The organism is Xenorhabdus sp. IM139775 (genome assembly GCF_028598745.1).
Taxonomy (GTDB): domain Bacteria; phylum Pseudomonadota; class Gammaproteobacteria; order Enterobacterales; family Enterobacteriaceae; genus Xenorhabdus.
The window spans coordinates 1-26920 of the sequence record NZ_JAQRFK010000031.1 but is presented as its reverse complement, the minus strand read 5'-3'; the positions used below and the strand labels follow the sequence as shown (position 1 = coordinate 26920).

At 55.3% G+C, this 26920-nt stretch carries 18 protein-coding genes; all 18 read left to right on the top strand.

What is annotated here, in order from left to right; all coding sequences use genetic code 11:
- The 18 genes from tssE to PSI17_RS08680 all read left to right on the top strand — a co-directional run bounded on the left by tssE (window position 1) and on the right by PSI17_RS08680 (window position 26800).
- On the top strand, window positions 1-441 hold the full coding sequence (gene tssE, locus PSI17_RS08765; RefSeq protein ID WP_273551624.1) for a type VI secretion system baseplate subunit TssE: 441 nt from the start codon (window positions 1-3) through the stop codon (window positions 439-441).
- Window positions 442-2274: a type VI secretion system baseplate subunit TssF gene (gene tssF / locus PSI17_RS08760; RefSeq protein ID WP_273551623.1), complete on the top strand. Its 1833-nt coding sequence runs from the start codon at window positions 442-444 to the stop codon at window positions 2272-2274. It begins immediately after the preceding gene.
- Window positions 2238-3290, top strand: coding sequence for a type VI secretion system baseplate subunit TssG (gene tssG / locus PSI17_RS08755; RefSeq protein WP_273551622.1), 1053 nt, complete (start codon window positions 2238-2240; stop codon window positions 3288-3290). Before tssF ends, tssG begins: the two co-directional genes overlap by 37 nt.
- 5 nt (window positions 3291-3295) lie before the next feature.
- A complete protein-coding gene (tagH, locus tag PSI17_RS08750; RefSeq protein WP_273551621.1) occupies window positions 3296-4591 on the top strand; it encodes a type VI secretion system-associated FHA domain protein TagH in 1296 nt (431 codons plus the stop codon).
- Complete coding sequence (tssJ, locus tag PSI17_RS08745) at window positions 4575-5129, top strand: type VI secretion system lipoprotein TssJ (protein WP_273551620.1); 555 nt, start codon at window positions 4575-4577, stop codon at window positions 5127-5129. The genes tagH and tssJ overlap by 17 nt, the downstream gene beginning before the upstream one ends.
- Window positions 5130-5131: 2 nt before the next feature.
- On the top strand, window positions 5132-6484 hold the full coding sequence (tssK, locus tag PSI17_RS08740; RefSeq protein WP_273551619.1) for a type VI secretion system baseplate subunit TssK: 1353 nt from the start codon (window positions 5132-5134) through the stop codon (window positions 6482-6484).
- A gap of 2 nt (window positions 6485-6486) precedes the next feature.
- Window positions 6487-7266 (top strand): type IVB secretion system protein IcmH/DotU, encoded by a 780-nt coding sequence (gene icmH / locus PSI17_RS08735; protein WP_273551618.1) that lies wholly within the window; start codon window positions 6487-6489, stop codon window positions 7264-7266.
- A gap of 9 nt (window positions 7267-7275) precedes the next feature.
- Complete coding sequence (gene tssH, locus PSI17_RS08730; RefSeq protein ID WP_273551617.1) at window positions 7276-9978, top strand: type VI secretion system ATPase TssH; 2703 nt, start codon at window positions 7276-7278, stop codon at window positions 9976-9978.
- Window positions 9978-10775, top strand: coding sequence for a Fis family transcriptional regulator (locus PSI17_RS08725; RefSeq protein WP_273551616.1), 798 nt, complete (start codon window positions 9978-9980; stop codon window positions 10773-10775). Before tssH ends, PSI17_RS08725 begins: the two co-directional genes overlap by 1 nt.
- Complete coding sequence (gene vasI, locus PSI17_RS08720) at window positions 10772-11440, top strand: type VI secretion system-associated protein VasI (RefSeq protein ID WP_273551615.1); 669 nt, start codon at window positions 10772-10774, stop codon at window positions 11438-11440. The genes PSI17_RS08725 and vasI overlap by 4 nt, the downstream gene beginning before the upstream one ends.
- A 5-nt stretch (window positions 11441-11445) precedes the next feature.
- A complete protein-coding gene (gene tssA, locus PSI17_RS08715; RefSeq protein ID WP_273551614.1) occupies window positions 11446-12900 on the top strand; it encodes a type VI secretion system protein TssA in 1455 nt (484 codons plus the stop codon).
- Window positions 12897-16490: a type VI secretion system membrane subunit TssM gene (tssM, locus tag PSI17_RS08710; protein WP_273551613.1), complete on the top strand. Its 3594-nt coding sequence runs from the start codon at window positions 12897-12899 to the stop codon at window positions 16488-16490. Before tssA ends, tssM begins: the two co-directional genes overlap by 4 nt.
- Before the next feature lie 71 nt (window positions 16491-16561).
- Window positions 16562-17911 carry a VasL domain-containing protein gene (locus PSI17_RS08705; protein ID WP_273551612.1) on the top strand — a complete coding sequence of 450 codons (1350 nt, stop codon included), beginning with the start codon at window positions 16562-16564 and terminating at the stop codon, window positions 17909-17911.
- 15 nt (window positions 17912-17926) lie between these two features.
- Window positions 17927-20140: a type VI secretion system Vgr family protein gene (locus PSI17_RS08700; protein ID WP_273551611.1), complete on the top strand. Its 2214-nt coding sequence runs from the start codon at window positions 17927-17929 to the stop codon at window positions 20138-20140.
- Between the two features lie 15 nt (window positions 20141-20155).
- Window positions 20156-21373 (top strand): DUF2169 family type VI secretion system accessory protein, encoded by a 1218-nt coding sequence (locus PSI17_RS08695; RefSeq protein WP_273551610.1) that lies wholly within the window; start codon window positions 20156-20158, stop codon window positions 21371-21373.
- Entirely contained in the window at window positions 21366-21722 is a 357-nt protein-coding gene (locus tag PSI17_RS08690; RefSeq protein ID WP_273551609.1) for a DUF4150 domain-containing protein, read from the top strand. Before PSI17_RS08695 ends, PSI17_RS08690 begins: the two co-directional genes overlap by 8 nt.
- Window positions 21723-21734: 12 nt before the next feature.
- Entirely contained in the window at window positions 21735-26408 is a 4674-nt protein-coding gene (locus PSI17_RS08685) for an HNH/endonuclease VII fold putative polymorphic toxin (RefSeq protein WP_273551608.1), read from the top strand.
- 2 nt (window positions 26409-26410) lie between these two features.
- Complete coding sequence (locus PSI17_RS08680; RefSeq protein WP_273551607.1) at window positions 26411-26800, top strand: Imm50 family immunity protein; 390 nt, start codon at window positions 26411-26413, stop codon at window positions 26798-26800.
- The last annotated feature ends 120 nt before the right edge of the window (window positions 26801-26920 follow it).

The window sequence follows — 26920 nt, the reverse complement described above, 5'->3', positions numbered from 1 at the left end:
ATGGCTGCGCTGTACAGTTGGAACAGAGGCAGCTCTGCCAGTCTGTTCGAGCGCATTCAAGGGAAGAGCTACGGCTCTTCCCGTCAGTCAAGGATGCGTGCACTGCTTGAATCCATCAAGAAGCATTTGAATGAAGTGCTGAATTCCCGTCCCGGTGCCTGCCAAAGTGCCGTTGAATTAGGCGTCATTGATCTTAATGACGCGACCGCGACATCGGTGGATTTCAAGCAAAGTATCGAATGGGCGATTGAAGAGTGCATCAGAAATTATGAGCCCAGAATATCAGCGGTTTCTGTCAGTGCTATTCATGATGATTCAGATCCGTTGCTGTTGAGCTTTCATATCAGCGCTGAAATTTCTCTGGATGATATCAACGACCTTGTGGAATTTAGCATCCAGTTGGATAACAACCGGCGCTATTGCCTGGAGCGAACTCAATAAATGTCATTTGAAAAATATTTTAGAGATGAGCTGAACTATTTGCGACAACTGGGGAAAGAAGCCGCAGTTGAGCGCCCTCATCTTGCTGCATTTCTGTCAGAACAAGGCTCAGACCCCGACGTTGAGCGTTTGCTGGAAGGTTTTGCCTTCCTGACCGGTAATCTGCGGGCAAAGATTGATGATCAGTTCCCTGAATTGACCCACGGTCTGCTCAATATGCTTTGGCCGAACTATCTGCGTCCAACGCCCAGCATGACCATCATCGAATATACGCCGGATGAGAGCGTTGTGACGAAAGCGACACCGGTCAAGCGTGGCACCCAGATTATGAGCCATACGCTGGCAACTCAAGATGATATTTATTCGAGTGACAAGTCAGAGGGCAAAAAAGACGATCATGGCCGCTGTACCTTTACGCTCTGCCGTGATGTTTGGCTTTTTCCGTTTTCCATCCATGATATCTCCGTCAATAACAGTAATGAAACCGGCGTTATCGGCCTGAATTTTGCGTCGAAAACAGAACTGAGCCTGCATGAGTTGGGGCTGGACAAACTGCGTTTTTATTTGAGCGGTGATAACTATACCACTTCCCAGCTCTACTTCTGGCTCTGTTATTACTTCAGGAAAGCCGAATTGGTGGTCGGCGATACCGTGATCCCCCTGCCTGATTTTGACTTTGTGCCGGTGGGATTTGAGCGGGAAGATGCGTTACTGCCTTACCCGAAAAACGCCTATATGGGATATCGCATTTTGCAGGAATATTTCTGTTTTGCAGAGAGCTTCCTGTTTTTTGATGTGAAAGGTTTCCCAACGCTGCCGGAAGATCTTAAGACCAAAGATTTCAAACTGAATTTGCATTTTTCTCAGGCACTGCCACCAGAAGCCAAAATTCGGCATGACACTTTCCGTTTGCACTGCACGCCCGCAATCAACCTGTTCCCCATGGACAGTGAAGCGATCGAACTTAATGGCAGCCAGACTGAATACCCATTGAAAGCCAGTTATAGCTTGCCGGATAACTACGACATTTTCTCTGTCGATGGCGTAGAAAGCTGGCTGACCGGGGAAAATGGTGAACGCAGCCGTGCCCGTATTGGTGAGCGCGTTTATACCCCGTTTGAAAGTTTCAATCATCAAATTGATGACGAAGATGAACATTCGATGCGCTATTACCGCATTCGGGTAAAAGAGTCGCCTTTCCGCCGGGGGCTGGAACATTTCATCTCATTTGTCCGGGGAGATGAGGCCGATTTGCTCAGGTTCCAACTGAAAGAAAATGTTTCGATCAGATTGACCTGTACCAACCGTGAGATGCCTTTGGCGTTGCGGGTTGGCGACATTAATTACCCTTCAAACGGCAGCCCGACCTTTGCGACATTCCGTAATATCACGCGGCCGTCAGTGCCTCTCTATCCGTTGCTGGATGGCGGCTTGCACTGGTCATTGCTGTCAAATATGTCGCTGAACTATATGTCATTGCTGGATAGGGACGCGCTGAAACAGGTACTGCGTACCTACGATTTCCCCAGTATTCATAACCGACAGTCCAAGCGTTCATCGCAGAAACGGCTTGATGCCATTGAAAAGATTGAAACAGAGCCGACAGATCGTCTGTTCCGTGGTCAGCCTGTACGTGGGTTGCGCTCAACACTGTATATCCGACAACAGGCATTCAGCTCGGAAGGTGAGCTTTATCTGTTCAGTACGATCCTGTCACGGTTTTTCTCACTGTATGCCAGTGTCAATGCTTTTCATATGTTGAAGGTAATCAATTTAGATAATCAGGAATGTTATGAATGGCCGGTACAGATAGGTCAACACTCGTTGATGTAATCACTGAACAAGATCCTGCCACACCGTTGGCATTGGACATCGCACAGTACAACTTTTACCAGTTGGTTGAGCTGATTAACCGACTGGCGGTAGCGTGGGGTAAAACCGGAGAGACAGACCGTCCCGATCTGGAATCTATCCGTTTCCGCTCCAGTGCCAGCCTGGCGTTTCCGACGCGTGATGTCATTTCGCTTGTGCAATCCAAAAGGGGATTCTTCGAATTGGAAGTTTCCTTTATGGGACTGCATGGCAGCCAGTCCCCGATGCCGGGCTATTATCTGGATTCACTGGCATGGGAAGATGCTCAGGGGGAAAACCGTCTGACGGATTTTCTCAACCTTTTCAACCATCGTTTAATTACGCTCCTGCATCAAATCTGGCGGAAATACCGCTATTACATCTGCTTCAAGAAGGGTGGGGAAGATTATTTTTCCCAGCGTATGTTCTCTCTCGTGGGGTTAGGCAGTGATGTTAACCGCCGGTTGCTGAATATCAACCACAGCAAGATGCTGGCATATGCCGGATTGCTGGCAAGTCCCGGACGCTCACCAGAAGTTATATGCAGCCTGGTTTCTCACTGCTTTGATTTGCAGGACGTCACATTGCACGGCTGGCAATTCAGGAAAGTCATTATTCCCGATTATCAGCAGAATCGACTGGGTGGGAAGAAGAAGGGACAGACAATCAGTGATAGCGAGCTGTCCGTATTGGGGCAGAATTTTAGCATTGGTTCTTGGGTTGGGGATTACAGCGGTAAGTTTTTGCTCAGTATCAACAATTTGACTCGTGAACGGTTTCTCTCATTCCTGCCCGATGGCAAAAATTATCTCCCGTTGGTGATGTTCATTTCTTTTGTCATGCGTAGCCAGTTCGCTTGGGAACTGCGTCTTGGCCTGGCTGAAAATCAGGTCAGCGGCATGGTATTGGGGGCGAAGCAGAATAACCATCTGGGGTGGACCAGTTTTCTCGGTGAGCCGGAAAAGAAACCCTCTGTCATCATTTCAGTTATGGAATAACGACTATGGAAAAACATCAACCAATCCTTTCACTGCGGGTTCTGAATAGTGAACAGCTAGAAAGTGGTAAATCCGCCAATTGCCAGTTTTCGACACAGGGCGGTACGGTCGGCAGCAGTGAAAGTCACCTTTGGTCCGTGCAGGATCAACAGGGTAATGTCTGCCCGTCACAATTCGCCATTAAGTGGCAGGACGGGGCATTTTGCCTGCAAATGCTTGCTGAATCAGCACAAATCAACAATGCAACGCTGACACCTGAGTCGGGTTTGATCCTTTTGCAGCAAGGCGATCAAATCAAGGTAGGTAATTTGTCGATCAAGATCCACATCAGTTCTTCTGAAGCAGATCGGGTTGATCCTTCAACGGTATCACCGGAATCGCTGGTTTCCAGCCACAGTAATCCGCTGGATGCCATGATGGAAGGCGTACCCGCACAGAAATCCGTGTTTGCCCATGATGAAAGCATTGCGCCAACGGTGATGCACCGTTTCAGTGATGATCCATTGCGGGTACTGGATAGCGAAAGCCTGACGACGTTGAAACCTCAGGTTGAGGCTGATGATACGGAGCAACTTTTGCCGCCGGATCATGACCAATCCCCCCCATTTGCTAACCCTATTTCTGATAACCGAGGCAGTGTTATGGATCAGGAGTTCCTTGATTTACCGGATATCGCTTCCGATCAGCAGTATGAAGATATGGATGTTGATCATGTCGCCATTACCCCGCTTATGCGTGGGCTGGAAGCTCGGCTGCCCCTGCATGACAGCCAGCAGGCGAATGACTTCCTGCAAGAGATGGGCAAAACCATGAAAGCCGCTATTGAGGGTTTATTGGCACTCCAGCGTGAACAACATGGATTGCGTGATAAGCAGCTCCGCCCTATTGAAGATAACCCGCAGCGTCTGAATATGGATTATGACACCACCATGCAGGTGATGTTCTCTGATCAGAAAAGTCCGGTTCATCTTTCAGCGCCGGCAGCGGTAGCGGAAAGCCTGCAAAACTTGCAATTGCACTATCAGGCTAACCGCGTTGCGATTTCTGCTGCGCTGGACACCATGCTGGACGCCTTTTCACCAGACCAATTGCTCCGCCGTTTCTCACATTATCGTCGCAGCAACGAAGTCAGGAATAAAGATGCTTCCTGGGCTTGGGAAATGTACACCAACTATTACCGAGAATTAGCTTCCAGCCGCCAGCAAGGATTCGAAAAATTATTCCGCGAGGTGTATGAGCAGGCTTATGACCGCGCATTGCGTCAGGGCTTGGAGGAATCCAGCAATGATACATTCCGCTAGTCGCCGTCTATGGGCTGTAGGGATTTTATTGCTGTCAGTGATGTTGCTAAACGGCTGTAGCAGTGCATGGAACGCAACAAAAAAAGTGGGCCAAGTCATTTGGGATCCTTCCACACCGGTAGGTAAGCCCGATGAACAGGCCTCTGTTGCTAACATTACATTGCTGGCCGAACCCGACATCAACCCCAATGAAAGCGGTGAAGCGGCCCCTGTTGAAATGAATTTAGTTTATCTCAGTGAAGATTCTCGTTTTCTGGCTGCGGATTATGGCCAGCTTGAAAGCGACAAACTCGACAAGGTACTGGGGAAAAACTATATCGATCATCAGGATTACACCCTGTTGCCGGGGCAATACAAGCCTCTGGAACTGATTACATTGGAAAAGAAAAACCGTTACATCGGTGTCATCGTTCACTATGCAGATGCAAATCAATCTGAATGGAAAAAGATCATCCGAGTAAAAGACATTGGCCGCCATTACCACATCTTGGTGCATGTCAGAAATAACGACGTCGAACTTAGAAAAGAGGAGGAGTAATCATGCCAGGTAAAAATCGGGTGATTTGGCACGAAGGGTTATTCATCAAACCACAACATTTTCAGCAACAACAAAAACACATTGATTATCTGGCACATAGCCTGGTTTCAGTATTGACACCTTATGCCCACGGTTTCAGCTCCCTGAGCATCAATGATGATTTACTCAAACTGGGGCGTATCGGGATCACCGAAACCAGCGGCATCATGCCGGATGGCACGGTGTTTTCTGCGCCCAGTCAGGATTTGCTGCCAAAACCGTTAGACATCGAAAATGTCAATGATCTGAAAAGTAAAGAGATTTATCTGGCGTTGCCAATGTCCAGCGAGACGATCCGGGAAATTGCTGATCGGGATGCAGAAACGCAAAGTGCGGTACGTTATCGGGAACTGCCTACCGATATCCGTGACCTCCATACCAAAGGCGGTGATTCCTCAGTCTTTAATCTGGCCCAACTGACACCGGTTCTGATGCAAGGTTCTGAGGACATGAGTGCTTACACGACCATTCCACTGTGCCGCATCAAAGAAAAGCAAAAAGATGGCAACATCGTTCTGGATAACGAATTTATCCCGACGTGTTTATCCATTTTCGTGGCCGATAAACTCAAGCGTTTCATGGTGGAAATTGATGGCCTGCTGACAGAACGGTCAAGAACACTGGCTAAACGCATTGGCTCGCCGGGTCAGCAGGGGGTGGCGGATGTGGCAGAATTTATGATGCTGCAATTGCTCAACCGTGTTCAGCCGTTGTTCAACCATTATGCAAAACAAACCGTCCTGCACCCCCTGTATTTATATACCGAGCTACTCCAGACGTGTGGCGAATTGAGAACCTTCACGGATGCGAGCCGTCTGCCGGGGAATGTGTTGGCGTATGATCACAATAACCTGACCGATACCTTCCAGGATGTGATGCATGCCATTCGTGATGCGTTGAACGTGGTTCTGACGCCGCGTGCCACTTCGATTGCGCTGAAACAGAACGAAGGGGGTATTCGTGTGGCAACGCTCCACGACAACGATCTGCTGCGCAAAGCCGAATTCGTATTGGCAATCAGTGCCAGCACCCCGCAGGAGCAGTTGCGTCGTCAATTCGTCCAGCAAACCAAAGTGACCTCGATGGAAAGGATCCGCGATCTGGTCAGCGTCCAGTTGCCGGGCGTGCCGCTGATTGCCCTGTCCGCTGCGCCTCGCCAGTTGCCGTATCACTCTGGATATACCTATTTCCGACTGGATCAGAAGAGTCCGGCATGGAAAGAGATCCAGCAAGGCAATTCCATCGCATTCCACGTATCCGGGGATTTCCCTGACTTAGATATGCAGCTCTGGGCTATCAGGGGCGGTAAGGAATAATCATGAGTGATATCAATGTTGACAGTCCGTCACTGGAAAAACTGGAAAAACAGGCTGAAACGCTGAAAACGTTTCAGCGCCAGTATCAGCTACCGTTGCGTGGTGAAAGCCTCAACCCAATGATCGATGCCGCTACTCCCTTGCTGGGGATGGTTTTGCGTTTGCAGGACATGACGGATCAGGCACTGCCAGACAAGCTTTACCAACAGGTTGTTACTGACATTCGCGCCATTGAGCAGTATCTGCAAACCAAGGGTTATGAGCCAGGCGCAATTGTTTCATTCCGTTACGTACTGTGCACCTTCATTGATGAAACCGCGTTGGGGCACGGCTGGAACAGCCAAAATGGTTGGTTGAAGCAATCACTGTTGGTGCACTTCCACAATGAAACCTGGGGAGGTGAGAAAGTCTTCGTATTGCTTGAACGTCTGATGGGAGAGGCACAGCGCTACCAACATCTGCTGGAGTTCATTTATCTCTGCCTTTGCCTGGGGTATCGCGGACGCTACAAAGTCAGCACCCAGAAAAGTGATGACTTTGAGCGCCTGTTCCGTCGCTTGCAGCAACAGCTTCACTCACTGCGCGGGGATACGCCGCCGACCACGCTGTATGTCAATGTCAACGAGAGCAATGCGCGTTATCGCCTGAGCAGACGATGGACTATCAAGCACCTGTTCTGTATCAGCGTGGGATTGCTGGTGGCTATTTACAGCTTTTATGCCATTCGCCTCGGTGATCAGACCCAAGACATATTACAGCAGCTAAGTAACTTATTGAGATAGGAAGTCGCCATGATCCAGATTGATTTGCCAACCCTTGTAAATCGTTTAAACCCGATGACCCGCCATGCGCTGGAAGCCGCGGCGGCATCTTGTGTCAGTCAGCAACAACCTGAAATCACGGTTGCACAGCTACTGCTGCAAATGATCGATACGCCACTCAGTGATGTGCGACTGATCCTAAGTAAAGCCGAGATCGATAAAGATCTGCTGAAAGAACAACTCGATCAGGTCATGACGCACCACCAATCACTGGTGCAGTCTTACCCCAATTTTTCCCCCATGCTGGTGGAGTGGTTACAGGATAGCTGGCTGTTGGCTTCCACCGAGATGCAGCATACCGAACTGCGCAGTGGCGTGCTGCTGATTGCGTTGTTGTTCAGTCCGCTGCGTTATCTGGCACCACAAACAGCACGTTTGCTGGCAGGCATCAACCGCGAATTATTACGCCAGAACTTTGCCGAATGGACTCATGGTTCGGCCGAACATCCCTTTGCTGACAATGGTAAAGAGGGGCAAGGTGTGCATCCGGCAAACAGTGATAACCTGCTGGCACGCTTTACCCAGAACATGACCGAACAAGCGCGTCAGGGCAAACTTGATCCGGTTTTGTGCCGCGATAACGAAATCGATCTGATGATCGACATTCTGTGCCGTCGCCGCAAAAACAACCCCATCGTTGTTGGTGAGGCGGGGGTAGGTAAAAGTGCCCTGATTGAAGGCCTGGCATTACGTATTATTCACGATTGCGTACCGGATAAATTGCGCAACAGTGAACTGATGACACTGGATCTGGGGGCATTGCAGGCCGGGGCAGCAGTTAAAGGTGAATTTGAAAAACGTTTCAAAGGCATCATGGCTGAAATTAGCCAATCGCCAAAACCCATCATCCTGTTTATTGATGAAGCCCATACCCTGATCGGTGCGGGCAACCAAGCGGGCGGCTTGGATATTTCCAACCTGCTGAAACCTGCTCTGGCACGGGGTGAACTGAAAACCATCGCTGCTACGACGTGGAGCGAGTACAAAAAGTATTTTGAAAAAGATGCAGCGCTGTCCCGTCGTTTCCAACTGGTGAAAGTTTCGGAGCCAACCGCAGATGAAGCGACCATCATCATGCGTGGCTTGCGTGCCATTTACGAGCAAGCGCATGGTGTATTGATTGATGATGAAGCCCTGAAAGCTTCTGCGGTATTGAGTGACCGTTATCTTTCCGGCCGTCAACTGCCGGACAAAGCCATTGATGTGCTGGATACCGCTTGTGCCCGTGTTGCCATCAACCTGACTTCACCACCGCGTCAGATCTCCTCGTTGACGACCGAACTGCACCAGATGCAAATGGAAATCGATGTGCTGGAGAGAGAGCAACGCATGGGGCTGAACGTCCACGCGGATCGCTTGGGCGAATTGCAAGGCCAACAGAAAGAGATTCAGGAACAACTTGTTGAGCTGGAAAGCAACTGGCAACAGCAGCAGGAATTGGTGAAACAGATCATCGAACTGCGCAGCCAATTGCTGTCTGACGATGCGTCAGTTGAAGCTGAATTAGCTGAAAAAGCGGCTGGAGATATCGCGGAAGAAGTGGCTGAACAGCTTGCTGAAAATGCAGAAGCCAATGAAGCCATGGCTGACGATGAACAATCTCTGATTGAGAAACTGGCCGAACTTAACGCACAACTGGCTGAACTCCAGCAGCAACAAACCTTGGTTTCCCCACATGTGGACAAAACCCAAATCGCTGCGGTGATTGCCGAGTGGACTGGCGTGCCATTAAACCGCTTGTCACAAAGCGAACTGTCCATTGTCACAGAACTGCCAACCCACTTGGGACAGAGCATCAAAGGGCAGGCAATGGCGATCGAGTGCCTGCACAAACACTTATTGACCGCTCGGGCAGATTTGCGTCGTCCGGGGCGTCCGCTTGGGGCATTCCTGTTGGTCGGGCCAAGCGGTGTCGGTAAAACTGAAACCGTCCTGCAAATTGCAGAATTAATGTTTGGTGGCCGTCAATACCTCACCACCATCAACATGTCCGAGTTTCAGGAGAAACACACCGTTTCCCGTCTGATTGGTTCACCTCCGGGTTACGTGGGATACGGCGAGGGTGGTGTCCTGACCGAAGCCATTCGCCAGAAACCGTATTCCGTTGTTTTGTTGGATGAAGTGGAAAAAGCGCACCCAGACGTCCTGAACTTGTTCTATCAGGCGTTCGACAAAGGGGAACTGGCGGACGGAGAAGGGCGCATTATCGACTGTAAAAACGTCGTGTTCTTCCTGACGTCGAACTTGGGTTATCAAACCATCGTAGACCATGCCGAGCAGCCAGAGCAGATCAACGACCTGCTTTACCCGGAATTGGCCGCGTTCTTCAAACCCGCACTGTTGGCGCGTATGGAAGTCATCCCTTACCTGCCGTTGGGTCATGAAACCCTGAAAACCATCATTCAGGGCAAGCTGGCTCGACTGGATACCCTGCTGACGCAACGCTTCAACGCAGAAGTCACCATCAGTGACGACGTATCTGAAGAGATCCTGCAACGCGCGACCCGTGCGGAAAATGGTGCCCGTATGTTGGAATCCATCATCGATGGTGCCCTGCTACCGCCGGTATCCTTGCTGTTATTGCAGAAAATGGCGGCGGGTACACCGATTAAGGCTATCCGCTTAAGTGTGGCTGAACACGAATTCCATGCAGAGGTTGAGGAGGCAGAATAATGAAACAGCGGCTGAAAAGCGCGTTAGCGTTATTGGAAAATGACACTACAGAACAACTGGTTGACCATTTTTTGCAGGTCAGCCATAGCTCGCGTTTTGATGCCCTGTTGGTTTTCCTGCTGAACATCAACGAGAACAGGTTGGAATGCTACAACTTGCCGGGGCCACAGCAAACCAGTTCGCGCCGGTTGCAAGTGGACATTGATGACGTCAATAACCCATTGATACAGGTATTACGCAAGGGAACCCCCATTATTTGGGCTTCCCTGAATCACGGGGCACGCATCGATGATCCTCACTTCCGCACGTTTGTTGCAGAGCTGCCGCATAACTGTGGGTTATACGGCATCCCCCTGTTTGACTGCAATGGACAGGCATGCGGTGTCATCGCCATCTTTGCCGAAAATGTTGACCATTTTACCAACAATGAAAACATGTTCGGCATCTATTGCCATGTTATGCAGTATCGCCTGAAAAAGTTGCAGGAACTCGAACAACTGCGCGGACAGTTACGTCAAATCCGCCAGGTATTTCAGGTTCAACGTCAAAAAGAAAAACAACTGGATGAACTGCTGGCTTCCCTGAGCGGGTCGAAAAACCCGTCGGCCGTCAGCAGTATCTCCGTGGATTACAGTCATATCGATAATCTGCCAAAGGCCATAGAAGAATTTGAAAGCGCCGTGTTGGTTCAACGTCAGCGTCAGTTTGGTAACGACACCCGATTGATTGCACAAAGTCTGGGCATTGCCCAGCGGACGTTGGTTTACAAACTGGCTAAATACGGGTGTAGATTATGAATATTGTTTTAATTATCAGTTCATTGCTCGCTTCATTGACAGGGAACCCCAAACTTGCGGAGCGGGTAGACCTCAAGGACGTGGTCACGGTAAAGGAAGAGCAAAATTTAGATGAACTGCATAAATGCCGCTTTGAGCCGTCTCCTCTTATTCGGCTGGCATGCTATGACAGTGCGTTGAATAACATCAAATTCAAAACGGTACAAATTCCTATTGAAAATATGGGGCCTTTATGGCGGCAAGCGATGGAGCAGGAGATGAAACGCACCGACTACTCGACCAGCTTCATGGTGACGCAGGGAGAGAATGGGGCGTCACCGGTTATCCTGACCACGCCCGCGCTTGGCGTCCCCCCTCCGCGCCCGGTATTAATGCTGAGCTGTATCGACAGTATCACCCGCTTACAGGTGGCACTGCCTAAGCCTGTGGGATCCGGGGTGGTCACCGTGGCAACAGACAGAGCCGAGTACCGTACGGAATGGTTCGTGCGGGAACACGGCTACTTATGGGAATCCAGCCGTGGCTTACCGGGCATTGAAGAAATCAAGCGCCTGATGAACAGCGACCGGATGAGCGTGACGGGCAGTCATGGCAGCCAGATAACCTTTAACATTTCTCAGTTGGAGCAGGCAGCGAAGCCATTACGCGCTGCCTGCCGTTGGTAATCGACATGGACATCAGAACACAATTTGACTGGTTCGGCTCCCTGCTGGCCCCCCTGTCCGATGAGCAGATTGGCAAGGCACTGGCAGATAACGATCCCACTTGGGAATACATTGACAGCGAAATGATGAAATTGGGTTCGCTGTCACATGGCTCGCTGGATATTGAAGCGATCCAGCGTCAGTCATTGCAATTGTTGAGAGAAAACAGCAAAGACTTCCGGCTGGTGGTGCATCTGCTGCGAACTTTGCAACATGCCGGCAACGTGGCGGAACTGATCCTCGCCGTGGAACTGTTAACCGATTATGTCAAAAACTACTGGGAAAAAGGTTGGCCGACCAAACCCCAGTTAAAACGTCGGCTGGCACAGCAAGTCCTCAAACGTTTTGACGCTGCCCAAGGCAGTTTTATTGAACGGGCGGGCAAAAGTGAACGGGATGAGGCACAGGGGGCATTGGCACACCTTGCCCAGTGCTGGCATGCCAGTGAAACCGAGCTGGCCAAAGACGTTGACCAACTGCGCATTCGCTATAACCGTCAGCCAGAAGCCGTGCCGGTGGAGGCAAAGCCGGTTCCCGCCGCCGCACCGGCATCGACAGCCGGAACCACGGCGCAAGCGCCACAGGGCCATGAAGTTGCCCCGATGCCGGAAGTTGACGTCAACAGTTCGAGCGATAAAGCGTGGAAGCAGACCTTGATGACTGTCGCCGATTTGCTGTGTGAACGGCATCCCGACTCCCCGATCGGGTATTCCCTGCGCCGTCACGCAGTATGGCACACCATCACATCGGCACCGATGGCGAATGCGACGGGCAAAACCCCGTTGGCACCGGCTTCCGCCGATCGTACCGCTGACTATTTGGCGAGACTGCCGACGGCAGACAACGCCTTGCTCCAACAAATCGAGCAGAGCCTGACACTGGCACCTTACTGGCTGGATGGTCACGCCATTGCCGCCCAAGCCGCGTTGCAACTGGGCTATGGGCACGTCGCACAGGCCATGCGTGATCAGCTAAATGCTTTTCTGGATCGGTTGCCGGTGCTGAAAACCTTAAGTTTTTCTGACATGAGTCCGTTTATTTCGCCCGAAACCCTTGACTGGCTGGCACCGGAACCCGTGGCAACGGGACAGGGTTCCCTGTCGGTTGATCAGGCCACTATCTGGCAATGTTTCCAGCAACAGGGATTGACCGCGGCACTGACCCTGCTGGAAGCCCATCAACAACAGTTAACGGAGCCACGGGATCAATGCTATGGCCAATTGCTCAACGCCCAACTGCTTGAAGAAGCGGGCATGACCGCGCTGGCCCAACAGCATTACCGCAATTTGTTACACACGGGACAACACATGCAACTGACTCAATGGGAACCCAGCCTGCTGGCGTTATTGACTGAAAAATTGGCTGAAAAAGGCCCGTCTTCCCTCAAGGATACGGCTGCAAACAGGAGCGTTAACCCATGAAATGGCCCTCTTTGTCCTCTTTGGCACCCTTGAAATCCGCCTTGCCGACCTTGGCGAAGTTTAAGTCACTGCCCCGCCTCAAGGCCTTGATGGCACTGATTCTGGCGCTGATCCCCTGCCTGCTGCTGATTGCCGTCTGGTGGTGGGGGCCGGAGTGGAAACTGCGCAACGATTATCCGTTGGAAAGCCTGGCCGCACGCTGGCTGGCCACCGCCCTCATTATTATGATGGTGTTGGGCTGGATCGGCATGAAAGCGTGGCGTCGCCTGCGGACACTGGAAAAGCTGAACCTTGACGTTGAACTGAAAGTGTTTGATCCGGTCCGGGTGGACATTGAACATCAGGATCGCTACCTCGACCACTGGAAATCCCAGTTGCAACGCCATCTGGATGCCTACAATTACCTGTATGAACGGCCGTGGTATATGGTCATCGGCAGCCAGAAGAGCGGCAAGACCTCACTGATAAAGGAAGGGGTGAAGCTGTCTGAAATCGCGGCACCCGAATATTTGCGTCAGGATGGCGAAGTCCCCCTGATGCTGCGTTGCTGGCTGGGGGAAAAAGCGGTGATCATCGATCCCAAGGGGCAGTTGATTGACCAGCCCGTGCCACTGAACAGCGACAAACCCCAAATCAACAGTCGCCTGTGGGAAGCGTTGCTGAACTGGCTGGCGGAAAACCGTCAGCGCCAGCCGCTCAACGGCCTGATCCTGACCGTGGATACCCTGCGCCTGATGAGCGACAGCCGCGAACAGCGTGAACGCTATGTGCGGGAAATCCACCAGCGCCTGCAAGACGTCCGCCTGACCTTCCACAGCCAGTTGCCTCTCTACCTGGTGATGACCAAAATCGACCTGCTGCATGGCTTTGAAGCCCTGTACCAGTCGCTGGATCGCCAACTGCGCGATCAGATCTTGGGCGTGACCTTCAGCCTCAACAACCGCGATGAAAAAGCGTGGCGCAGTGAGCTGGAGGCGTTCTGGAAACAGTGGATGGCCAACCTGAATACCGCGATGCCGGACAGGATGCTGAACAACGTGGATGCCAACCAGCGCAGCGCCCTGTTCAGTTTCACCCGCCAGATCCAGGGGCTGCACAGCTACATCGCCCAGATGCTGGACGATATCCTGTATAACGATGAACACCACCGCCCGACCCTGCGCGGCGTTTACCTGACCTCGGCCCATCAGGTGGGGCAGATGGATGACCTGTTCACCCAGTCGGCCTCGGCGCAGTACCATCTGGGGACGCAGGCGTTCCCCACTTGGCCGGCGGGCGATACCCTGCCGTTCTTTACCCAGTCCCTGTTTGAGGATGTCCTGCTGGCCGAACCCAACCTGGCGGCGGAAAACCGCCTCTGGCTGAGCCGCAACCGCCGGCAGTTGTACACCTTCTCCACGGTCAGCGCATTGGTCGTGCTGGCGATGTGGGGCGGCTGGCATTACTTCTACCAGAAAAACTACCGGGCGGGGGAAGAAGTGCTGGCACAGGCGAAAAACTTCCTGTCCGTGCCGCCGCCCAAGGGGGATGACCACGACGGCAACCTCCAGTTACCGCTGCTGAACCCGATCCGGGATGCGACGCTGGCTTACGGCAACTATCACGAGAATAAATCCTTCCTGACCGACATGGCACTGTATCAGGGCGGCGGGGTCGGGCCGTATGTGGAAGGCACTTACCTGAAACTGCTGGAGCAGCGTTTCCTGCCGGCCCTGATGTTGGGGCTGCTGGATGACCTGAAGCAGGCCCCGGCCGGCAGTGAGGAGAAACTCGAAATCCTGCGGGTGATGCGCATGATGGAAGACAAAAGCAAGCGCAACGCCAGCCTGGTCGCCCAGTATATGCGGGCGCGCTGGAGTCAGGCGTTCAACGGCCAGCGGGATGTGCAGGAGGCGTTGCTGACCCACCTGGATTACGCCCTCGACCGGACCGACTGGAAGGCCCTGCGTGACCGCGGGGACAAAGACGCCATTGCCCACTTTGCCCCGTTTGTCAAACCGATCCGGCAGGCCCAGGATGAGCTGAAGGCGCTCTCCGTCAAGCAGCGGGTGTACCAGAACCTGCGTATCCGGGCGCAGGATAGCCTGCCGGCACCGCTCAACCTGCGTGACCAGATTGGCCCGAGCTTTGACGATGTGTTTGTGGCCAGCAATGAAAAACGGCTGGTGCTCCCGCAGTTGCTGACCCGCCACGGCCTGGTGGATTACTTCGTCCGGCAGAAGGATGAGCTGACCAAACTGACCGAGATGGACAGTTGGGTGCTGAACATGGCGAAGCCGAACCCGGACAGCGCCGGCGGGACGCACGACCAGTACAGTGCCAAGGATCAGGAGCGGATCCTGAACGATATCAATGAGCTGTATTTGTCCGAGTACACCGCCACCTGGCGGGCGGCGATGAACAACCTCGAGGTGCGGGATTTTGATGACCTGCCGCACGCCATCAGTGCCATTGAACAGGTGATCAGCGGTGAGCAGCCCATCAAGCGGGCGCTGCAAATCCTGAGTGACAACACCCACCCGCCGGTGACGGGCAACGCCCTGGGCGAGAAAGAAAAAGCGGCGTGGCTGAAACAGCCCGACTACCGCCTGTTAAACCGCATCAGCCACGACTTTGCGCAGGAAACGGAAGTGCTGGTGGAACGCGGTGACAAGGGCAGTACGTTGCAAAGCGTCTACCAGAAACTGACGGCCCTGCACCGTTACCTGCTGGCGATCCAGAACTCGCCGGTGCCGGGTAAGGCTGCCTTGCAGGCGGTGCAGATGCGGCTGGACAAAAACAACAGTGACGCGATTTTTGAAGTGCAGCAGATGGCGAAAACCCTGCCGGAGCCGCTGAACCGCTGGGTGGGGGATTTGGCGGAACAGGCCTGGCGCGTGGTGATGATGGAGGCGGTGCGGTCACTGGAAGTGGAATGGAGCCACACCGTGGTCAAGCAGTACCGGACTTATCTGGCGGGGCGCTATCCGTTTAACCCGAATGCCCGCGAAGAAGTGCCGCTGAGCGAGTTTGACCGCTTCTTCCGGCCGGACGGCACGCTGGACAGCTTCTACAAGCAGAGCCTGAAACCGTTCGTGGAATACAACCTGACGATGGGCACGGACGGCAAGACGCTGATCCGGGCGGATGTGATGAAACAACTGGCCGTGGCCGATCGCATCCGCACCACCTTCTTTACCCCGCAAAACGGGCTGGGTGCCCAGTTTGCCATTGAACCGGTGAGCCTGACCGGCAACAAGCGCCGGGCGGTGCTGAACCTCGACGGGCAGTTGGTGGATTACTCGCACGGGCGGCGCAACGTGGCGCGCCTGATTTGGCCGAACTCGATGCGGGCCGGCACCGAAAGCCAGCTGACCCTGATGCCGGCGAACAGCAACCGGGCCCCGCGCGCCCTCAGCTTCAGCGGCCCGTGGGCGCAGTTGCGGCTGATTAACAGCGGCACGCTGACGGACATCCAGCCGGGCTTCTTTGATGTGCGCTTTGGCGTGGATAACGGCGACATGACCTACCGCGTCTACGTGGATGAATCCGACAACCCGTTTGCGGGCGGGCTGTTCAGCCAGTTCACCCTGCCGGACACCCTGTATTGAGTGCCAGGCGTGACAGTCAACCCGCCCCCGGCCTTCGGGCCGGTTTTTTTTTTAAGGAGAGCAGTGAGAATATGAGCGGACACCCTGACAATCTCATCATCCGGGCGGGCGGCAGCCCGCTGGATCGGCCGGAATTTGCCGTTATCCGCGATGAAATCAACAAGACCAGCCACCCGGCCCAGCCGGAAGTGAACTGGCCACTGGTGGAGTCGCTGTCCCTGACGTTGTTCAAGGGCAACGGGGTCGATTTGCAGACCGCGATTTACTACACCCTGGCCCGGATGCAACTGGGCGGGCTGGCGGGGTTCACCGAGGGGTGTGAACTGCTGGCGGGGGTTATCGTCAGTGAATGGGAGACGGTGTGGCCGCCGCAGCCGGCGGTGCGCACCGACCTGCTGGAGTGGTTCCATACCCGCACCGGCAGTGTGCTGCGCCAGTGGGATTTCACTGCCGGCGACCTGCGGCTGATTTACCGTGCCGAACGGGCGCTCCAGTTGATTATCGACCGGTTGCAGCAATCCGACCTGAAACGCCTGCCGCGGGTGGAAAACCTGCTGTGGTTCTTCCAGAACGCGGCCAAAAAGCTGGAAAAACCGCGCCAGGCCGCCAAACCGGCCGCGCCGGTGCAGATGCCGCCGCTGGTCTACCTGTCCCCGTCCGACACCGGGCCGGACACCCCGCCGCCGCCGCCGCGCCATGAGCCGCCGGTGGGCGGGACCCCACCGCGCGTGCGGGTGCAGTTCCCTGAACCGCCGGCGAAAGGCCCCAGTGCCTGGCAGGGCTTTGGCCTCGGTGCCCTGTTGGGTGCCCTGGTGTGGGTGGGGAGCTGGCTGGGGTTCCACAAGCCGTTGCAACAGCAGCTTGACGCCATCACCGCCCAGCCGGCGGGGGCGCGCTTGGCGTGGCTGTCCCGGCCTGAACTGGCCAGTTATGCCGGCCAGTTGGCGCGGCTGGCCGAGACCCCGCCCTTAGCCACCTGGGAGGCCGCCCGCCGCCTGACCGCAGCGGCGGAACAGCGCTGGCCGGATTCGCCGGTGCAGCAGCAGGCGACCCGCCAGTGGCAGCAGCAGGCGGCCGCCCGGATTGACAGCGTGCCGCTGGCCGGCGGCTGGCAGGCCACCCACGACCGGCTCACGCAGTTGGCGGACAAAATTTTGTTGCAGGAGCGCACCCGGGGCAGCTTCACGCTCTCCTACCTGAAAACCGCCCTCTACGATATCCAGCGCAGCCACGGCAGTGAGGTGCCGCTGGAAGAGCTGCTGCGCCAGTTGGGCGTCCATGCGGCGAACGGGGAGGCGGCCCCGCCGGTGTTGCTCAAGGGCATCGATGACCGCTTTAATGCCCTGCTGGGCCGCTATGACCGGCTGCGGCAGGCGACCGACCATCATGAGCAAGCCGTCCCTGCGGACGGCGGGCAGTAATCAGGGAGACTTACCATGTCAATCAAAAAGAACCTCAATAAATTGAAAAAAGGACAAGCCTTTGTTCAGCAGGGGCAAGAGACTGTTCAGAAAGCGAAACAGGTTGCAGGAAAATTGGGCGGCGGCCTGTCAGGCACGGCAGGCTTAATTCCGGGGGGTGGTTTTACCGGGGGAATAGGCGGAAGTTCAGGCAGCGGTATTTCAGGGTCGGCGGGACTCATTCCGGGCGGCGGTTTTACCGGTGGACAAGGGTTGTCAAAACGCGCAGCCGGGGGGCAGAATGCGGCCACCAAAGTGCTGGAAAAAGTCGGCCAGATGCTGATGGGCGGGCGTGACCCAAGTGGCCTGCAATTTACCCTGACTGCTGGCGGCCTGCCGCCGCAGACGTTTGTGGTGACCGATTTCACACTGAACGAAAGTTTTTCCCAGCCGTTCAGCCTGAATGTGGGGCTGGCCAGTGCCGACCCGGCCATCGACTTTCCGGCGGTGCTGGATCGGGCGGCGACCCTGACCATTCTGCAGGACGGTGTCGAGCAGCGCAGCCTCACCGGCATGGTGGCGCGCTTTGAACAGGGCAACACCGGGTTGCACCAGACCACCTACCGGATGACCATTTACCCGGATTTATGGCGCACCACGCTGCGCCAGAACTCGCGCATCTTCCAGCAGCAGGACATCGCCGGCATCGTCAGCACGATTTTGAAAGAGCACAGTATCCGTGACGTGGTGTTCAGCCTGCGCCACCCGCACCCGGCACGGGAATTCTGCGTCCAGTATCAGGAAAGCGACTTTGCCTTCCTGCAACGGCTGACGGCGGAAGAGGGCATCTTCTACTTCTTTGAGTGCGGCAACGGGCGCAACACGCTGGTGTTTGCCGATGACGCCGGCTCGGTGCCGCCGGGGCTCATCCTGCCGTACCAGCCGGGGGAGACCAGCACCACGGGGGCACCGTCGGTGACCCACCTGACCAGCAGCGCGCAGGTGCGCCCGGCGCAGGTGGAGCTGAAGGATTACACCTTCAAGAACCCGGCGTGGCCGGCGGAGTTCCGGGCGCAGATGAAGGACGAGCAGTTGCAGGAAAGTTACTACGAGCACTACGACTACCCCGGCCGCTTCAAGGACGAACCCCACGGCAAGGCCTTTACCCGCTACCGGCTGGAGGCGCTGCGCAGCGACGCAGTGACCGGGCAGGGGCGCGGGCACGCGATTGCTGTCCAGCCGGGCAAACTGTTCACCCTGATAAACCACCCGCGCCCCGACCTGAACCAGTCATGGCAGGTGGTCAGTGCAACCCATGCCGGCAGCCAGCCGCAGGCACTGGAAACGGCGGGCGGCGGCGAGAGCGGCACCACGTTGCACAGCGAGTTCAGCTTTATCCGCCATAACCAGCACTGGCGTCCGGCACTGCTGGCCAAACCGGTGATGGATGGCCCACAAATTGCCAAGGTTGTCGGGCCGGCGGGGGAGGAAATCTTCTGTGACCAGTACGGCCGCGTGCGCCTGCAGTTCCCGTGGGACCGATACGGTAAGAGCGACGACCAAAGCTCCTGCTGGATACGGGTCAGCCAGCCGTGGGCCGGGCAGGGCTGGGGGATGCTGGCCATCCCACGCATCGGCCAGGAAGTGGTGGTGGATTTCCTGCACGGCGACCCGGACCAGCCGATTGTCACCGGCAGAACCTACCATGCCAGCAATATCCCGCCGGGCAAACTGCCGGGCAGCAAGACCCAGATGGCGTTCCGCTCCAAGACCCACAAGGGCGAGGGCTATAACGAGCTGCTGTTTGAGGATGCGAAGGGCAGCGAGCTGTTGTCGCTGCATGCGCAGAAGGACATGCACACTAAAGTACTCAATGACCGCGACACCCAAGTGCTGGCCAACCACAAGGAAACCGTGGACAAAAACCAGACCCTCACCGTCAAGGGGCACCAGAAGGCCACGGTTAACCTGACCCGCACCGACACGGTCGGCCTCGCCTATGCCCTGACCGTCGGGGGCGCGATGAACACCGCCGTCACCTTAAGCCAGAGCGAACAGGTGGGTGTCCACAAATCCGTGATAGTCGGCCATAGCCTGTCCATCAAGGCCGGGGATGTGATTGAGCTGCAATGCGGTGCCAGTACCCTGCGCATGGACAGCAGCGGCAAAATCACGATTCAGGGCAGCGAGTTCAAGTTTGAGGCCAGCGGCCCGGTGCAAATCACCGGCAAAGACATCGACCTGAACTAAAAAGGACGGATTGGGATGGAATTTCGTAATTTGACCCCGTTTGCGGTCATGAACTATTCAATGCTGGATATTGAGGATGTGGAGCACCACGTGGCGGTGATGAAAATCGGCTACCAGTTGCTGCCGGATCGGGCCGGGCAGTGCACCGCCGAACTGTTGCCTGCGCCCCCCCTGTGTGTGCAGGATGAATACCGCGGGCCGATGAATGCCTCACAGGTGTTGCAGGAGAGTGACCTCGCGCCGTTTAAGCCGCGCTGTGACATTATCGTCAACGGCACGGCTTATGCCCCGGAGGGCCGCCCCTGTCCTGAGTTTCCGGTCCGGTTGCAGGTGCAAGGCAGGCAGGGCCAGACCCTGCTTGACAAAACCCTGGCCGTGAGCGGGGAACGGGCCTTTATCCGTGACTCCCGCGGTCATTGGCAACTGACGGCCCCGAAACCTTTCTCAACGCTACCGCTGGATTACCGCTACGCCTTTGGCGGCGAATGCAAAATTCAGGCGGATGACAAAGCGGGCGAACACCTTAACGACAGTGACCGGCTGACACCAGAACAGCGCCGGCAGCACCCGGACGGGGAAAATGCCCCCGTTGCCCATGCCGCCTGTGACACCAATCCGCTGGGCACCGGCTTTGTCACGCCGTGGTACGCCAACGCCAAACAGCTCACCCGCTCCCCGGCCCCGCGCATCACCGCACCGGAGGCGCCGTTCACCGCGGCGCATTTTTCTGCCCAACTGGCGGGCACGTTATCGCCCGAGACCCCGGCCTGCCAGCCGCAAGGGCTGGGCCTGGTCGGCCGGGCGTGGACCCCGCGCCGCCCGCTCGCCGGCACGTATGATGATGACTGGCTCAACCACCGCCACCCTTACCTGCCGAAAGACTTTGACTTCCGCTACTGGAACGGTGCCCCGGCTGACCAACAGATCGACTGGCCGGACACCGACATTGCCCTCACGTTAAGCGGCCTGACCCCCGGCGGTCACCTGCACGTCACCCTGCCGGGGCACCGGCCGTTTATTTTGCTGCGGCTGGACAACGGCGCCCTGCTGCCGGTGCCGATGCGCCTTGATACGCTGATCCTCGACAGCGAGGCGATGACACTGCATCTCACCTGCCGGCTGAATTTTAAAACCAGCCTGCCGGTGCGGGTGGCAGAGGCGCGGTTTGAAATCGACCCCGATGCCCCGCTGCTCAAGCTGGCCCCACGGGAAGAGGAGAAAAAAGATGGCTGATAACTATATCGCCCGCACCGCGGGTGAATGGCTGCTCATCGGTATGTTGCCCGATGTGTGCAAGACCCCGATGGGATCTTCAACACCGCCGATCCCGTATCCGGTGATGGCCAAACTGGCGGGCAGCGATGTGCCGGTGAAAACCGTGCGGGCCAACGGCCAGCCGGTGGTGGTGTTCGCCCAGAGTTTTGTGCCGCAGACGATGGGCGATCAGCCCGGTGTGGCGAATGGCGTGAAAAGCGGCACGGTGGGCGGCAAATGTCACCCGAAGACGCATACCCAAACGGTGCGGGCGGGCAACAAGCTGCTGTTGCGCCACGGGGATGAATTTTGGATGAACGGGGCATAAGGCGGGAAAACGATGTCAGAAAGTATACTGGTCACACCGGACAGCGCCGATGTGCGGGCCGAAAAATATTGTCAGGAATTTAACCTCCGCACGCAGGCGGAGGCGGAGCAAGCGTTAAACAATGTGGATACGTTATACCGGCAAAGTGCCCGCTTTTACGGTGATTACGGTGCCGACCCGGAATTGGACGTTTACTATAATCAGCTGGACGCGGATTTCGCCGCGCAGGATTTTAAGAAAACCGCGCAACAGACCGTTGAAAAATTCAAAAGTGGGGAGTTTCCCAAGCCAGAATGGGACGAGGAAAAAGAAGACGATAATCCGCCCAAACCCAATGACGCCCTGCCCGCCAAAGCCCGCGATGACAGCCCGACCGGGGAAGGCAACACGCTGGGTAAAATCGTCGGTCAGGCTCCGCAGGGCACAAATCCGCCGGAGGCGGCCAATGCGGCGGTGACCGCGGAAACGGCGCAGGAAAAAGGCTGGCTGGATCAGGCGGGAGACTGGTGGGATGAGACCCAGGCAGGCGTGCAAAAGTGGGGGGAAGAAGCCGGGGAAAAACTGGCGGCGGCCTGGGATAACCCGGGCAAGGCCGCCATTGGGGCCGCCAAAGAGGCGTGGAATACCGTGCCTGATATGGGTGAACTGGCCATCCGGGCGGGAACGGGACTGCCTTCTGCGGTGATGGGCGACACCGGTAATCTCTTGAAATGGATGGGGGCTGACGCGATAGGGGATACCGCCCTTGCTGCGGCTGATAAATGGAATAAAGAGGTCGTTGACAAGGCCGTCGAACTCAGTCATGTGGATGCCGCCCGGTTTGATATCACGGATAAGGCGGAACAAGGGGGGGCGCTGATTTTTAATACCGCCAGCCTGGCAACGGGGGCTGGCGGGCTGGCCAAACAGGGGGCGAAAGCGGTAGTTAAAAAGGCCAAACCCCCTGCCGGCGGCAAAGTCAAAGGCCAATCTGGAGACACCCCGGATGCCAAACCTGCCAAAGAGACACCCAAGGATGACGCCACGCCGTCCAATAACAAAGAGGGAAGCTGCACGGGAACCTGTAGTGTAAAAGGGGAACCTGTCGATATGGCGACCGGCGACTTCCTGCAAGTCTGGCCGGTGATTGCCATTCCCGGATTATTGCCGATCACCCTGACCCGGACCTATCGTTCTGCCGCCAAGTTAAGCGGCCTGTTTGGTGAAAAATGGGCGGATGACTGGTCACGCCAGTTAGTGTTGACCGACGGCAGGGTGGATTTCACGGATACCGACGGCGTCATTTACGATTTCAGTACGCCGGAAAATCAGGTACTCGCCCGTAACCGGCATATTCCCCATTGCCTGCTGACGGGGGAACTGACGGGCGAATTGCAACTGACTGACCGCCAGTCCCAGTTGACTTACCATTTCAGCCAGGCTGTCGGCAATACCCGCAAGCTGTCCGCCATCACGGATCGGCGGCAGAACGCGATCCAGTTTATCTACGATAAACAGTCACAACTGATTGAAGTCACGCGGACGGATGGTTTCCGGCTGGTGTTGGGTTATCACAACCAGCAACTCCAGAGCGTGGATTATCTGGAACAACAAAAACAACAGCGACTGGTCACCTGCCAGTATGATCCGCAGGGTTACCTGAGCGAGTGTGACGCGTTCCAGCACCACCACCTGTGGCATGAATATGACCAACAGGGGCGCATGACCCGCTGGCACGATACCGACCAGACCGATCTCCATCTCACGTATGATGAACGGGGACGGGTGGTCAGTATGGCCTCTCCCAGCGGTTACTGGCATGATCGGTTCCACTATGATGATCGGGCGCGTATGACCACCTATCTGGATGCCGAAGGGGGCGAAACCCGGCATCACTACGATCATCATGGGTTAGTGACCCGTGAAGTCGATCCGCTGGGGCGCATTACCCGCCGCCAGTGGCGCCATAGTCAAATCCTCTGGGAAGCCGATCCGGCCGGTGGGATAACCACCTTCGATTACAACCCTGACGGGGCGCTGACCGAAGTGAAACTGCCGACCGGGGAAACGTTTGTTTACGGCTATGATGAGCACGGGCAGCTGACCGAAAGCGTGCTGCCCACCGGCGAGCGCTGGCAATGGCATTATGATGAACAGGGCAACCTGACCGCGCTGACTAACCCATTGGGGCACCAAGAAGCCTACCAATACGGCACGCACGGCGAACTGCGCCAACGCCTGTTGCCGGACGGCCGGGCGTGGCACTACGCCTATGATGAGCAACAACGCCTCGCCGCCGTGATGACGCCGGACGGTGAAACCACCGGGCTGGAGCTGGATGCGCTGGGTCGCCTGCGCCGTTTTACCGATGCGCTGAAACAGGAGACCCGCTACCAATATAACCCCGACCATGCCAGCCTCAGCAACGGCAGCCTGAGCGAAATTACCCTCGCCGACGGTGTCACGCAAACTCTGGCCTACGACAGCGAGCGGCGCGTGGTGGCCGTGACGGACGGCGAAGGGCGCACCACCCGCTACACTTACGGCGCGTTTGACCTGCTGACCACCGTCCTCCGCCCCGACGGTACCACCCTGAAATTGGGCTATGACCGGCTCACCCGGCTGAGTACCGTCACCGCCTCCACCGGGGAGGTGTACCGCTATGAGCGGGATGCGGCGGGGCAAATTATTCGCGAGACCGATTTTACCGGCCGTACCCTTGAATACCAGTACGATAAGTTGGGCCGCCGGACACAGACGCAATACCCCGATGGGCAGCAACAGCGCTGGCATTACAATGCGCGCGGCCAGCTTATCCGCGAAGAGGGCTGGCAACCGGTGGACGGGGAACTTAAGCTCACGGCGACTACCCGTTACGAATACAACGCCCGCCATCAGCTTATCAGGGCGGCCAATGCCGATGCGGTTGTTGAGTTTGAGTATGACAAGGACACTGGCCTGCCGACCTGTGAACGTATCAACGGGCGGGAAATCACCCGCCAATGGGATAACCTGACCGGACGTCCTGTCAGTGAAAGCATGGATGGCCATACCCTGCACTTTGGCTATGGCCAGATGGGTGAATTGAACCACTTTCAGCTTAACCAACATGCACCGCTGACCTTCCAGCATGATGTGCTGGGACGGGAAACGGTACGGGAAAGTGCCAACGGGTTTATCCTCGCCAGCCGCTACACCGCGACCGGCTTGCTGGCACATCAGTCGGCAGGTCAGGCGACCCCCTTTTTCAGGGAAACACTGGCACAAAATGACCCGCATTTTCCGCCGCAGGCCTCGGCGGTCAACCGCAGCTGGCAATATGACCGTGCCCATAATGTGCGGGTGATTGACGACAGCCGCTGGGGGCAAACCCGTTACCGTTACAATGCCAACGACCAGATACTGCATACCCTGTTTGACGGCAATCGTCCCCATGAGGAACAGTTTGGCTACGATGCCAACGGCAACCTGAGCCAGCACCTGCCCGTGGATGCACAAGGCGCGATGGAACAAATGACCCAACGCCAGAACGCCGGGCGGGTGGTGCAGCACGGCGATATCCGCTATCGCTATGATGACAATGGGCGTCTGGTGGAAAAAACCGAGCAGCGGGATGGCTTCCGCCCGCAGGTCTGGCGCTACCGCTGGGATACGCAAAACCAGCTGACCCATTGCGAAACCCCGGACGGCTCACGCTGGCACTATGTCTATGATCCGTTTGGCCGAAGGATCCGAAAACTCAAGGTTCACGATGGAAAGCTGACGGCGACCAACCTGCAACGATGGCTAAATGGCCGGCCGGATTTAACGCCCCGCGCCACCGAAATTTACGGGCAAGAGTACCTGTGGAGCGGTGACCAGTTGGTTGAGGAGACGCCGGTTTACGCCGACGGCTCGCTGGCACTGGACAGCCGCGTGCGCTGGCTGTATGAGCCGGGGGCACTGACACCCTCCGCGCGTGTTGAAAAAGGCAAGCTGCATTACATTGTCAGCGACCATCAGGGCACCGTGCGCGAAATGTTGAATGAAAACGGCACGCTGGTTTGGGCGCAACGGTTGAAAACGTGGGGAAAAGCCGAGAAATCGCAGGTAATTGCGTCGAACGACCCGGATTATCACGTGGGGTGTAATTTCAGGTTCTGCGGGCAATATGAGGACCAAGAGAGCGGTTTATACTATAATTTTCATCGTTATTACTCCCCGGAGACGGCGCAGTATATTTCGCCCGATCCGCTGAATTTGGCAGGCGGATTTAATCCATATGGGTATGTGCATAATCCGGTGGGGTATGTAGACCCGTTCGGGTTGGCGGGTGAAGACTGTGACAAGCTGCTTAAGAACAAGAAAACGACTTATGAGGGACCAAGTCGCCGTGATGCGTTTAGAGAAGCTAAACGAGACGCGGGAATACCAAATAGTCAGCGACCTTTTGAAATATCAAGAGTAGATCTGGGAGATGGGTTTGGTGGTTCTATTCGTAATGCTAACGGTGTTCCAATTCAAACTCGACAATATCACTATAGAGATAAGCAAGGTTCGGTAATAGTTATTCAAGAGCACAGTTTGGGGCACGCGAAAGCAACGCCTTTACATGGAGCAGAACCCCATTTTAATGTTAGACCAGTTGATAAAATAACCGGACAAATATTAGATACGGGCAGTGTTCCGGGTACTCATGGGCATTATAATTTTGCTGTAGGGAAGTAATCATGTGGTTTAGTAATGCGATAAGAAATGAGCAAATAAGACATATGTTTAATAATGAGTTTGATATAAGTGAACTCGAATTCACTAGCTATATCTTTCATCATTATTCTTCTTTACAGCTTTGTTTTATTTGCAAAAAAATCCCATCCGTATACCCTAACAAGTGGAATAATAACGGATTTAATGCGATGAATTTAGTTTTAAGCATGTCTAATATAAATTCATTCGAAAGTAAAGGAAGTAGGGTGGGTTTTATTTGTTCGCCCAAAATTAATAGTACCCATAATGGTTCTTCTATTGAAATAATTAATAAGGATTTCTATTTATTGTGTAATGCAGATTTTTTGACAATCGATGGCATTACTCCATATATAGACGAAAGATGGGATTAAATATTTGAATTATTTTTAGCTTCATGAATAGCAAAGGCCGGAAAGATCCCAGTGATCTTCCGGCTTTGCTTTTTTAAGAGCGGCTCACTCCCTGCCCTTAGCGGCTTTTATAGTCGCCAA